At 61.9% G+C, this 13060-nt stretch carries 9 protein-coding genes; all 9 read right to left on the minus strand.

Annotated features, from left to right (window positions below):
• Positions 1 to 3: 3 nt before the first annotated feature.
• The 9 genes from hrpA to CUR33_RS11600 all read right to left on the minus strand — a co-directional run bounded on the left by hrpA (position 4) and on the right by CUR33_RS11600 (position 12871).
• Positions 4 to 4038, minus strand: a complete 4035-nt coding sequence (gene hrpA / locus CUR33_RS11560) for an ATP-dependent RNA helicase HrpA (protein WP_289239770.1) — start codon at positions 4036 to 4038, stop codon at positions 4 to 6.
• 135 nt (positions 4039 to 4173) lie between these two features.
• On the minus strand, positions 4174 to 4383 hold the full coding sequence (locus CUR33_RS11565) for a cold-shock protein (protein WP_090251540.1): 210 nt from the start codon (positions 4381 to 4383) through the stop codon (positions 4174 to 4176).
• A 282-nt stretch (positions 4384 to 4665) separates the two neighbouring features.
• Complete coding sequence (locus tag CUR33_RS11570) at positions 4666 to 4854, minus strand: 4-oxalocrotonate tautomerase (RefSeq protein WP_090251538.1); 189 nt, start codon at positions 4852 to 4854, stop codon at positions 4666 to 4668.
• 146 nt (positions 4855 to 5000) lie between these two features.
• Positions 5001 to 6836, minus strand: a complete 1836-nt coding sequence (locus CUR33_RS11575) for a GldG family protein (protein WP_289239724.1) — start codon at positions 6834 to 6836, stop codon at positions 5001 to 5003.
• A gap of 8 nt (positions 6837 to 6844) precedes the next feature.
• Entirely contained in the window at positions 6845 to 7579 is a 735-nt protein-coding gene (locus tag CUR33_RS11580) for an ABC transporter permease subunit (protein WP_090251533.1), read from the minus strand.
• Positions 7576 to 8499: an ABC transporter ATP-binding protein gene (locus tag CUR33_RS11585; protein ID WP_289239725.1), complete on the minus strand. Its 924-nt coding sequence runs from the start codon at positions 8497 to 8499 to the stop codon at positions 7576 to 7578. Before CUR33_RS11585 ends, CUR33_RS11580 begins: the two co-directional genes overlap by 4 nt.
• Positions 8500 to 8892: 393 nt before the next feature.
• A complete protein-coding gene (locus CUR33_RS11590; RefSeq protein WP_289239726.1) occupies positions 8893 to 10062 on the minus strand; it encodes an iron-containing alcohol dehydrogenase in 1170 nt (389 codons plus the stop codon).
• Between the two features lie 8 nt (positions 10063 to 10070).
• Positions 10071 to 11459: an aldehyde dehydrogenase family protein gene (locus tag CUR33_RS11595; protein ID WP_289239727.1), complete on the minus strand. Its 1389-nt coding sequence runs from the start codon at positions 11457 to 11459 to the stop codon at positions 10071 to 10073.
• A 38-nt stretch (positions 11460 to 11497) separates the two neighbouring features.
• Positions 11498 to 12871, minus strand: coding sequence for a glutamine synthetase family protein (locus tag CUR33_RS11600; protein WP_289239728.1), 1374 nt, complete (start codon positions 12869 to 12871; stop codon positions 11498 to 11500).
• Between the last annotated feature and the right edge of the window lie 189 nt (positions 12872 to 13060).

The raw sequence follows: 13060 nt of genomic DNA on the forward strand, positions 1-13060 counted from the left end.
CGCTTAAGCTTCGACGCTGCTCCACTGCTTGCTCAGACGCTTGTCGGAGACTGGCAGCTTGGTGCCCAGCTGCTGAGCGAACAGCGACACGCGGTACTCCTCGAGCAGCCAGCGGTACAGCACCAGTTGCGGGTCGCGCTTGCCTTCCTGGCTGTGTTTACCCAGGCGCGCCTGATATTGCTCCCAGTAGCCCGCCAGCTCGCCGCTCCATACGCGGTCGCGTTGCACCTGGCCGGCGATCTTGTCCAGGCGTTGCTCGATGGCCTTGAGGTAGCGCGGCACTTCCTTCAGCCACTGCGCCGGGGTTTCGCGGACGAAACCGGGATACACCAGATTGCTCAGCTGCAGCTTGATGTCATTCAGCGCCATGGCCTGAGCCAGGTCGATCTTGCCTTTGAAGCGCTTCTGCAGGCCGTGCCAGAGTTTGAGGATTTCCAGGGTCAGCTTGGCCAGGCGTTCGGCCTCGCCGATCCAGTCGCCACGCTTACGCTCGGCCAGAGCCGCCAGGCCCGCACCGTCGCGCGGCAGCGGCTCGCTGCCTTCAAGGATGCAGCTGTCGAGGCTGGCCAGCAGAATATCCTCAACCAGCGCATCGACCCGGCCCATGTCGCGGTAAAGCAATGCCAGCTCGGTCAGCCCCGGCAGCTTGCCGCGCAGGAACTTGGCTTGATCGCTCAGTTGTTGCAACAGCAAGCGCTGCAGCGCACGGCGATGCTGAAACTCGGCTTCGGCCAGGGTCGGGAAGCGCCCTTCCTTGACCACACCCGCCTCTTCCACCAGCGCCGGGTAGACGGTCATGGACAGGCCAGCGACCTGTTGCTGGGTCTTCGCCGCCACTTCACTAAAGGCCTTGGCCTCTACCGGTTGCTGGCTCTTGGCGGTTTTCGGCAAGGCCAGGCCCGCCTGGGTCGCTTCGCTGAAACGCGCGGTCAGCTCGGCCAGGTCACGGCCCTCGCCCAGGGGCTTACCCTGGTTGTCGACCACCTCGATATTCATCCGTAGATGGCCTTCTAGCTGCGCGGCCGACTCCGCCCAAGCCTCGTCGCTGACCCGCGTACCGGTCATACGCGTCAGCTCGCGACCCAGGGCCTCGGGCAGGCTGCCGTCGGCAAAGCTGATCTTGCCCAGGGCGGCGCCAACAAAATCCGGCACCGGCACAAAGTTCTTGCGTAGCGCCTTGGGCAGGCCACGCACCAGGGCCATGCATTTGGCCTCCAGCAGACCCGGCACCAGCCACTCTAGGCGTTCCGGCGGCAGTTGCGGCAACAACGGCGCGGGTACGCGCAGGGTGACGCCGTCACGCGGGTGGTTAGGCTCGAAGTGATACGAAAGCGGTAGGGTCAGTTCGCCCAGCCGCAGGGTATCCGGGTACTGCGCAGCGGTGACTTCCTTGGCATCGCGGGCGAGCACATCCTCTTCGAGCATGATCAGCAGCTGCGGATTCTTGGCGCTTTCCGTTTTGTACCAGCTGTCGAAGGTGGCGCTCTGGTAGATGTTCGCCGGCAGGCGCGCCTCGTAGTAGGCAAAAAGGGTTTCCTCATCGGCGAGAATGTCGCGCCGGCGTGCCTTGGCTTCCAGCTCGTCGAGTTTTTCCAGCAGCTGGCGGTTGGCCGTCAGGCACTTGGCCCGCGAGTTGATTTCGCCACCGACCAGGCCCTCGCGGATAAACAGCTCACGCGAGGCCACGGGATCAATAGGACCGAAGTGCACCGCACGGCGGCCGACCACGATCAGGCCGTACAGGCTGATTTGTTCATAGGCCACGACCTGGCCGCGCTTCTTCTCCCAGTGCGGCTCCAGGTGGTTTTTCTTGATCAGGTGGCCGGCCAGCGGCTCGATCCAATCCGGCTCGATCTTGGCCACCATGCGCGCAAACAGCTTGGTGGTTTCCACCAGCTCGGCGGCCATCAGCCAGCTGGGTTTCTTGCGACCGATCACCGAGGATGGGTGCACCCAGAAGCGCCGCTGACGGGCGCCGAGGTAATCGCCGTCTTCAGTTTTCTGGCCAATCTGGCTGAGCAAACCGGCGAGAATCGCCTTGTGCACGGCGGCGTAGCCTTTGGCGCGTTGGGCGACTTGATCTTTTTCGGCCAGTTCTTTTTCTTTCTGCGCGGCTGATAGTTGTCGATCCTGAGTAGCCGGAGTCTGCTCTTTAGCCCGCGGCTCGTTTTTACCCGCATCGCTCGCCGGTTTTCCTAACTGCAAATCACGGGTAATCAGCACCAGCTGACGATGCGCATCGCGCCACTCACGCAACCTGAGGTAGTTGAGGAAATTCTTCCGGCACCAGCTGCGCAGCGCGCTGGAGCCGAGGGCCTGGCGCTGTTCTTCAAAGCCGCGCCACAGGTTGATCAGCGCGGCGAAGTCAGAATCGACGTCCTTCCACTGCGCATGGGCCTGGTCGGCAGCCTGCTGACGGTCGGACGGACGCTCGCGCACATCCTGCACCGACAGCGCACTGGCGATGACCAGGATTTCTTCCAGGCTGCCCTGCTTGGCGCCTTCCAGCACCATGCGACCCAGGCGCGGGTCCACCGGCAAACGCGCCAGCTGACGACCCAACGGCGTCAGTTGCCCTTCGCGATTAACCGCCGAGAGTTCCTGCAGCAGGTTGAAGCCGTCGCTGATGGCCTTGCCATCCGGCGGCTCGATAAAGGGGAACGCGTCGATCTCACCAAGACGCAAATGGAGCATCTGCAGAATCACCGCCGCCAGGTTGGTGCGCAGAATTTCAGGATCGGTAAAGGCTGGGCGGCCGTTGAAGTCTTCCTCGCTGTACAGGCGAATGCAGATACCCGGCTCGACGCGCCCACAACGGCCTTTACGCTGGTTGGCGCTGGCCTGGCTGATGGCCTCAATCGGTAAGCGCTGGACCTTGGCGCGGTAGCTGTAGCGGCTGATGCGCGCCGTGCCACTGTCGATCACATAACGGATGCCCGGCACGGTCAGCGAGGTTTCCGCAACGTTGGTGGCCAGGACGATCTTGCGTGCGCCCATGGGCGCGAAAATCTTCTGCTGCTCGGCCGGGGTCAGGCGCGCATAAAGCGGCAACACTTCAGTCAGGCGCAGGTTGGCCTTACGCAACACCTCGGCGGCATCACGAATCTCGCGCTCGCCGGGCAGAAACACCAGCACATCGCCGGGTCGCTTGCCTTCGGCTTTCTCGAAGGCGCTGATTTCATCCAGGGTGGCGAGGATCGCCTGATCGACGGAGAGGTCTTCCTCGACGCGGTTGCCGTCTTCGTCCTGCTCAGCCGCCAACGGCCGGTACCAAGTGTCCACCGGAAAGGTACGCCCGGATACTTCGACAATCGGCGCGCCGCCGAAGTGCTCGGAGAAGCGCTGCAGGTCGATGGTCGCCGAGGTGATGATCAGCTTCAGGTCAGGGCGACGCACCAGCAGGGTTTTCAGAAAGCCCAACAGGAAGTCGATGTTCAGACTGCGTTCGTGGGCTTCGTCGACGATGATCGTGTCGTACTTTTCCAGATAGCGGTCGTGCTGGGTTTCGGCCAGCAAGATGCCGTCGGTCATCAGCTTGATCAGGCTGCGTTCGTTGCTCTGGTCCTCAAAACGCACCTGATAGCCGACCAGCTCGCCCAGCGGCGTGCCAATTTCTTCCGCTACTCGGGTGGCCACGCTGCGCGCGGCCAGGCGCCGTGGTTGGGTGTGGCCGATCAGCCCATGTACGCCACGACCCAGTTCCAGGCAGATCTTCGGCAACTGAGTGGTCTTGCCTGAACCGGTTTCCCCGGCGATCACCACCACTTGGTGCGCGGCGATGGCGGCTTTGATTTCATCGCGCTTGGCGGCAATCGGCAGCGCATCGTCGTAACGCATCGGTGGCACACTGAGCCGGCGCGCCTCAACCTTGGCACGGGACGCCTCGAAACGCTGCAGCCACTGCGCCAGCTTGGCTTCGTCCACCGGCGTCTGCTTGCGCAGCTCATGCAACTGGCGGCGCAGGCGATGACGGTCGCCCAGCAGGGTCTGGTCGAGGTTTTTCAGCAGTTGGTCAACGGCGGGCGTGGCGTCGGTCATCGGGTAATCGCGGGATGGGGTCAAGGGGAAGAGCAGTAAGGCGGCGATTGTCGCATTTTTGCCTTGGGGAAAACGACCGAAGGACAGAAAGCAAAAAGCCCATCGGCGATGGGCTTTTCTACTGCGGGAGTAGGCTTAAACGGCGGACACGTCGTCAGCCTGCAAGCCTTTCTGGCCCTGGGTCACGGCGAACTCGACCTTCTGCCCTTCGAGCAGGGTGCGATGGCCTTCGCCACGGATCGCACGAAAATGCACGAACACGTCCGCGCCGCTCTCGCGCTGAATAAAGCCATAACCCTTGGAATCATTGAACCACTTGACGGTGCCTGTCTCGCGCTCAGCCATTACCTGTGTCTCCAGCGTGCAGTTTTTATTGTGTGGCGCGGCCTGCAGGCGAGTGCCCGGCCATCACCGAAGGCCGAGTATAAAACAGCGTTTATGACTGAAAAGCACTTTTTGCAGGAAGGCTGCAGGCCATACAGGACAAGCTATGCAGCGATATTTACGCAGCGAAGTAAGGCAAACGTAGGATGGGTTAGCCGTGTAGCGGCGTAACCCATCACAAACACCAGAACAGCATGGGTATCGCTACGCTCAACCCATCCTAGGTCGATGGCGACAGCTTGTTTAATCGCGCTCAGACCACATCACGCCACCGGTGGCCCAGTCGCCCTTCTTCACTTCCTCGAAGATCACATCCACCGCGCTGGCATCGCAGCCGAGCACCTTGGTTGAAGCGTCGGTCAGGGCTTTGGCGTACTCGCGTTTGATCTCATCGCTGCGACCTTCGAATATTTTCACCAGGAGGGTAGGCATCTAATTAATCCTCATAACGGATGAAACAGGACTGGTTAGATCGGTCACGGCGATCCGCTTGGCGCATAGGCGCGGGGCATTATCTGACCGGCAGGACAGAAATACAAAGGGCCGCATCAAGCGGCCCTTTGCAGGTACAGGCGAGATCAGCCGTGCTTGCGCCGACGCCACAACCACAGCGCCAGCACGCCGAGGGTCAGCACCAGCGGCACCAGAGCGATATTGAGGAACTTGAGCGTGCTGCCCAGGGCCTCGATATCGGCATTCAGCTGGTAACGCACGTCACGCAGCTCCTTGCGAATCGCCAGCTTCTGCTGCACGAACTGCTGCACGGCAGCTTGCTGCTCGGGCGTCAGCTCCAAGGCTTTGCTCGGGTCATCGCTCTGCTGCAGCGCGGCGAGCTTCTGCTCGGTATCGGCCAGTTGATTTTGCAGGGCCTGCTCCTTCTCACGGAACTTGACCTCGGCCTCACGCTGAATCGCGTCCACCACCTCGAACGGCCGGGTAAAGCGACCGCGCGAACGCACGCTAATCAGTGCTTCGGAACCGGCCAGGTTGTCCAGGGCGTTGATCGCAAAACCAGCGTTGTCCGCCCACGGCTGCGGAATACGCTGGCCGAAGAAGTCCTGCACCTGCACCCACATGCGGTCGGTGAGCATGTCGGTATCGGCGACAACGATCACGTTGATGTTGTCGGCCTGTTTCAGGCCATCCTTCTGCCCTTCGATCCCCTCCGGGAAAGCCGTTTGCGCCGGGCCGCTGATGCGCGCCGCCAGGGTGTAGCGCTCGCCGGTAGGCTTGAGTTCGCGGATCAGCTCTTCCGGGTTGGCCAGCATGCCAAAGCGTTTGACATCAAACGGCATGGCGTACTGCGAGCTGCGCACCAGCGGGATAAACTGGGTTTTCGCGCCGTCCAGCGGCTCCAGCATGCCTGCGGTGGCCACCGTGATGGTTTCCAGCGAGGCGGTGCTGATGTCGTCCTTGTCCAGGGCATTCTTCGGCAGGCTCAGCCAGGCGGCGTGGCGCACCGGGCGCTGGCCCTCGCCCATGCTCACCGACATGGCGTAGGAGCCGTCGCCCAGCACCTTGTCCGGCACCATGCGCAGGCCCCAGGCCTTGAACAGCGCAGGCAGATCAGAAGCTTTGTCGATGACCATCTCGCCGGGCATTTCAGCCTGGGTATCGGCCTCGCTGAACGGGTCGACAAAGGTCAGCAACTTGCCGCCACGCAGGACGAACTGGTCAATCGCATACAGGGTCTGCTCGGGCAGCTGCTTAGGGTGGATCAGCAGCAGCACCGAGACCTTTTCCGGGATCAGGTCGACATCGCGCTTGAGGCTTTCGATCTGGAACAGCTGACGAATTTCCTCGATCAGCATCCAGGCCGGCGTTGGCTGCCGCGCGGCCATGTCGAAACCACCGTTGACCTGCAAGCCAGACAGCACACCGACCACCGGCCGCTCGGGCTTGGCCAGACTCTGCACCAGCCGGCTGAGCTCGTATTCGAGGAACTCTTCCTGATCCAGGGCGAAAAACGGGATCACCTGGGTCAGGCCTTCGGCATTTTTGCCGGCCAGGCCGAAGTAGATCGAGTCGCCGCCCTGCTGCAGCGGAATGCCCTGCAGGCCGAACTCGGCGGCCTTGTCTTCGTCCTCGGAGAACGGCGCCGGGTCGATAATCGTCAGTTTGAGCTTGTCGCCCGCCTCACGCTGGTAGGCCTTGAGCATTTCCTCGACGCGCTTGGCATAGGTGCGCAGCGCCGGCAGGTCCTTGGTCGCGGTGTCGGAGTAGAAGAAGTTCAGCTCCACCGGCTCGTCCAGCTCGGCAAGAATCTGCTCGGTGCCGCTGGAGAGGGTGTAGAGCTTCTGCTCGGTCAGATCCAGACGCACGCCGCTAAGGCTGACGCTGGAGAACAGGTTGAAGGCGAGAAACGCCAGGGCAATGAGTGCAAGCCCGGCGCTGGAAACCATCAGCTTTTTCATGGGCGGCCTCAGTCAGCTTTCTTCAGGTCGATAACCACCGCTGTCGCCGCCAACCAGGCAGCAATCAGGGTGAGGAAATACAGCAGGTCGCGCAGGTCGATCACGCCCTTGCTGATCGCATCGAAACGGGTCAGGAAGCTCAGCGAAGCCACGGCATCCACCAGCCACTGCGGCGCCCAGCCACTGAAACCGTCGAGCACCATGGGGAAGCCGCTGACGATAAACAGGAAGCACACGCTGACGGCCAGGATAAAGGCGATTACCTGGTTTTTCGCCAGGGCCGACATGCACGAGCCAATCGCCAGATAAGCACCCGCCAGCAGCCAGCTGCCGATATAGCCGGTGATGATCGCACCGTTGTCCGGCTCACCCAGGTAATTGACGGTGATCACCATCGGGAAGGTCAGCAGCAACGCTAAACCGGCAAACACCCAGGCAGCGAGAAACTTGCCGGTGACCGCATCGAAACGGGTGATCGGCAGGGTCATCAGCAGCTCGATGGTGCCGCTCTTGCGCTCCTCGGCCCACAGGCGCATGGCAATCGCCGGCACCAGGAACAGATACAGCCAGGGGTGGAAGTTGAAGAACGGTGCGAGGTTGGCCTGGCCGCTCTCGAAGAAACCGCCGAGGTAGAAGGTGAACACCCCGGATAGCACCAGGAAGATAAGGATAAACACGTAAGCCAGCGGCGTGGCGAAGTAGCTCGCCAACTCGCGCTTGAAGACTACTGACAACTGACTCATACCACCTCCCCACGGGTCAGGCTGCGGAACACTTCGTCCAGCCGCCCGCGTTCAACATTCAATTCCTTGACCTGCCAACCGCGCTCCGCGATCAGCGCGTTGACCTGCGGGAAGATCACTTCACCCGGCTTGGCGAGGATGCTCAGGCTGTGTTCCAGGGTATTTTCTTCCACCCCGGCAACGCCCGGCAGCGCAGCCAGCGCGGCCTGATCGAGCGGCTCTGCGGCGACCAGGGTGACGGCCTGGTGATAACGCGAGCGGCTTTCCAGCTCCAGCGGCGTGCCATCGGCCAGCAGCTTGCCGTGGGCGATCACTACCGCGCGGGTGCAGACGGCGGAGACTTCTTCGAGGATGTGGGTGGAGATGATCACGATCTTGTCGTGGGCCAGGCTCTGGATCAGCTTGCGCACCTGGTGCTTCTGGTTCGGGTCGAGGCCATCGGTGGGCTCGTCGAGAATCAGCACTTTGGGGTCATGCAGAATCGCCTGGGCCAGGCCGACGCGGCGCTTAAAGCCCTTGGACAGGGTTTCGATGCTCTGTTCCAGCACGGCTTCCAACTCGACCTGAGCGACTGCTTTGGCCACCCGCTCACGCTTCTCAGCGCCTTTGAAACCGCGCACCTCGGCGATAAATTCGAGGAAGCTGCGCACCGTCATATCGCCGTAGCACGGCGCGCCTTCGGGCAGATAACCGATCTGCCGCTGGGCCTTGAGGGTGTCTTTCTGGATATCGAAACCGAGGATGCTGGCACTGCCTGAAGTCGGCGCCAGAAAGCCGGTGAGCATCTTCATGGTGGTGGATTTGCCGGCACCGTTAGGGCCGAGAAAGCCCAGCACTTCACCGGGCTTAACACTGAAGGACAGGTCGTCAACAGCCGTGTGCTGCGCAAAACGCTTGGTTAGGTTTTTTATTTCGATCATGGCCTCTCACCATTGCGGTAACAGACCCTGCTTGCAGCCGGGCAGGCGCAAGCCGGGCGCGCTTAAATGCCGGGGGAATATAAGGAGTCACGCGCAGGCAGCGCAAGCGAAGAACCGGCGGGTCATGTATCTGTTCGCTACAGCGCAACAGAACAATTAATAGAGAGATTTAGAGTCTGCTCAATATCTCGCGAGCTAGAGCCATGCAAGGCGCTACGTTAGTAACAGCCTTCGGCTGGTCAAGCAGGCGAGGAAGCGGAGTGTACTGTTGTACATGAGCATTACTCGTTTCACTCGCCCTTCGGGTCGCGCTTAAGCGCGTTAGCCACGCGCGGCCTGCCGAGCCTGTTTTCAACGCAGCAGGGCCGACGCGCAGCAGATCTTGGGCTGGCTCTATAGCGTGCCGCGCAGGGCTTTCTCGAACAGCTGGCTGTATTGCACAGCGGTAAAGGCAATCGGGTTGGTGCCGGCAGAGGGGTCGACCTCGGCCATCTGTCCAACCTGCTCGATGCGCGTGTCATCAATGCCAATCTCGCCCAAGCTATGCGGGATACCGACCTGCTCACGCAGCGCCATCACCCATTCCAGCACGCCCGTAAAACCAGGCTTGGCCAGGTTCAGGTAGCGCGCCATTTTCTCCATCTGCGGCTCGATGCGCTCACGGTTGGCCACCAGCACATAGGGCATCAGCACCGCGTTGAGCAGCCCATGGTGGGCGTCGTACAGCGCGCCGAGCGGATGGGCCAGGGCGTGCATGGCACCCAGGCCGCGCTGGAAAGCGGTGGCGCCCATGCTCGACGCCACCAGCATCTGCAAGCGCGCTTCAACGTCACTGCCCTGCGCCACCGCGCGCGGCAAATACTGCTGCACCAGGCGCATGCCTTCCAGGGCGATGCCTTCGGCCATGGGGTGAAACAGCGGTGAGCAGAAGGCCTCCAGGTTGTGTGACAGCGCATCCATGCCGGTGGCGGCAGTGATCTTGGCCGGCAGGCCGAGGGTCAGTTCCGGGTCGAGAATCACCAGCGCCGGCAACATGCGCGCGTGGAAGATGATGCGTTTGATATGCGCATCATCATCGGTGATCACCGAGGCGCGGCCGACTTCCGAGCCTGTACCGGCAGTAGTCGGCACCGCCACCACCGGGGCCATGCCGGCAACATTGACGCGGTTGCAGTTGTCGCCGATGTCTTCGAAATCCCACAACGGCCGGTCCTGCCCCACCATCAGGGCGATGGCCTTGCCGGCATCCAGCGCCGAACCGCCGCCAAAGGCGATCACCCCGTCATGCTTGCCGGCCTTGAACGCGACCACCCCGTCCATCACGTTCTGCCCGGTGGGGTTGCCCTTGATGCCATGGAACAACCCGGCCTTGAGGCCATCATCGCGGCAGTGCAACAGCGCGCGGTCGATCATCGGCAAGGCGGCCAGACCAGGGTCGGTGACCAGCAGCGGTGCGCTCATGCCCAGTTGCCGGCAGGCCGCCGCCAGCTCGTTGATGCGGCCCACACCGACGCGCACCGAGGTCGGGTAATTCCAGTTCATGCGGTAATGATTCAGGTCCATGGCGCGCCTCACAGCTGAGTTTTGAAGTGGAAGGATTTCGGCCGGGTGACATGCTCGAAGCCGACGCTGGACAGGGTGCAGCCGCGCCCGGAGTTCTTCACCCCGGTCCAGGCCAGTGCAGGGTCGAGGTAGTCACAGCGATTGAGAAAAACCGTGCCCGCCTCTACCCGTTCGGCCAGGGCCATGGCGGCATCCACGTCACGGCTGAAGATCGCGGCCGTCAGGCCAAACTCGCTGTCGTTCATCAGCGCCAGGGCTTCCTCGTCATCCTTGACCTTCTGGATGCCTACCACTGGGCCGAAGGATTCTTCGGTCATCACCCGCATGCCGTGATTCACGTTGGTCAGCACCTGCGGCGCCAGATACTGCGAGCCTGGATGGTCCATAGCAAAGTCGGCCGGCACCAGATGGGCAGTGGCGCCCTGCTCAATGGCATCGTGAATCTGCCCACGGACGAAATCCGCCGCCTCGGCACGCACCAAAGGGCCGAGTGTGGTGTCCGGGTCATCGGAGCGGCCGAGTTTGTACTGTTTGACCAACGCCACCGCCTGCTCGACGAAGGCGTCGTAGAGCGATTCGTGCACATAAATGCGCTCGATGCCGCAGCAGGATTGTCCGGAGTTGAAGAACGCCCCATCAATGGTGGTTTCCACCGCGTGGGCCAGATCGGCGTCAGCACGAACATAAGCTGGATCCTTACCGCCCAGTTCCAGGCCGATGCTGAGAAAGCGCCCCACCGCCACCCGTTCGACCATGGTGCCGCCGGGCACCGAACCGGTGAAGGCGACGTGGGCGATAGTCGGCGCCTGGATCAGCGCCTCGGTTTCACCGTGGCTCAGGTGCAAATACTGGAACACCCCGTCCGGCAAGCCGGCTTCGCTAAAAGCCTCAACCATGTGCTCGGCACACAATGGCGTTTGCGCTGAATGCTTGAGCAGCACCGCATTGCCGGCCAGCAGCGCCGGCATCACCGCGTTCACCGCAGTCAGGTAGGGGTAGTTCCAGGGGGCGATCACCAGCGCCACACCCAGCGGTTCACGGCGGATAAAACGGATAAAACCGGGCTTTTCCGGCACCTGGATATCGGCCAGGGCGCTCTCGGCAATGTCCGCCATATAGCTGGCCCGCTCGACAAAGCCACGCACCTCGCCTGCGGCATAGCGGATCGGCCGGCCCATCATCCAGCACAGCTCTTCAGCAAGCTGGGTTTCCTTGGCGGCGAACGCAGCAATCGCCTTACGGCCGATGGCGATGCGTTCAGCCAGCGGGGTGGTCTTCCAGGCCTGCTGCGCCCGCTCGGCCTTGGCTAGAGCCGCCTGAATTTCCGGGTTGGAGGCCAAATGGCGCTCGACATACACAGAGCCATCGATGGGGGAAATGCATTGCAGTTTGCTCATTGAAAAGACTCCATAAGCCCAATCAGCCGGGGCGCGCGCTAGATAATTTCGAAGTAGCGATCCAGTTCCCAGTCGCTGACATGCCGGCGGTATTCGCGCTCTTCCCACTCGCGGCTGGCGGCAAAATGCTCGACGAACTCATCGCCAAACAACTCCCGCGCCGCCGCCGAGGCCTTCAACCGTTGCGCGGCATCCCACAGGGTGCGCGGCAGGGCCAGCTCCTCGGGGTGCTTCATCGCGTAGGCGTTGCCTACCACTGGTGCGGTCGGCTCCCATTGCTGCATCACCCCGTACAGACCAGAGCCGAGCGCCACCGACAGGGCCAGAAACGGATTGCCGTCGGCAGCGCCGAGGCGATATTCCTGACGCTGGGACTTGTCACTGCCGGGAATGACCCGCAACGCAGCAGTACGGTTTTCAACACCCCAGGTGGCATCGGTGGGCGCCCAGAAACCGGGAATCAGCCGCCGGTAGCTGTTCAGCGTTGGCGCGACCATGCAGAGGAATTCCGGCATCAGGCGCTGCTGCCCAGCAAGAAAGTGGCGCTGGATCTTGCTCATGTTGTGCGCCTGGCTCGGGTCATAGAACGCCGACTTGCCGCTGGCCAGATCACGCAGCGACACATGGATATGCCCGCTCTGCCCCGGATATTTGCCCGACCACTTGGCCATAAAGGTGGCCATCAGGCCGTTGCGCTGGGCCAGCACCTTCATAAAGGTTTTGAACAGCGCGCCCTTGTCGGCGGCAGCTTCCGCGCGGTCATAGGCAATCGCCGCCTCCAGCACGCCTGGGCCGGTTTCGGTGTGCAGGCCTTCGATGGGGAAGTCCATGCGTTCGGCCATTTCGAGGATCTCGTGGTACAGCTCGGCATGCACCGAGTTGCGAATCATCGAGTAGCCAAACCAGTCCGGGGTGAACGGTTTGAGATTGCGAAAACCCTTCTCGCGGGCCGACTCCGGGGTTTCATCGAACATGAAGAATTCATATTCCAGCGCTGCAAAAGCATCAAAGCCCATGGCCTTGCAGCGCTCGATCACCCGGCGCAGGGTGCCGCGTGGGCAGACCTTTTCCGCTGCCTCGGCAAACTCGCAGATAAACAGCAGCATACCGTTCTCGAAGGGTAAGTCGCGGCAGGTATGCGGCAGCACCCGCACCGGCGCATCCGGGTAGCCGGTGTGCCAGCCGGTGTACTGGGCGTTGTCATAAAGCTGGTCCTTCACGTCCCAGCCGAGCACCACATCGCAGAAGGCAAAGCCGCTGTCGAGGGCAGAGAAGAATTTGCTGCGGCTGAGGTATTTGCCGCGCATCACGCCATCGTTATCGAACACCCCAACCTTGATATGGCTGAGGCCGCGCTCTTCGACAATGCGCTTGGCATCCTGAACGGTTTTCACGTCTCGCGGATTGAGCATAAATGCACCTGTCTATTGTTGTTATGGCCGACATCCGGTGTCAGTCCTGCAGGCAACAACAGCGTCTCAAGCGCATCCCCACAACCACTACACAACGCGCCCTGACGACTACCCAACGCCTGTTAGAACACCCGGCAAAAAGCTCCATCAGTGTGGTACAGGTTTGCCAAGTTGGCTGGTCAATTAGGC

It is taken from the genome of Pseudomonas sp. FEMGT703P (assembly GCF_002786345.1).
In the GTDB taxonomy this organism is placed as follows: domain Bacteria; phylum Pseudomonadota; class Gammaproteobacteria; order Pseudomonadales; family Pseudomonadaceae; genus Aquipseudomonas; species Aquipseudomonas peli.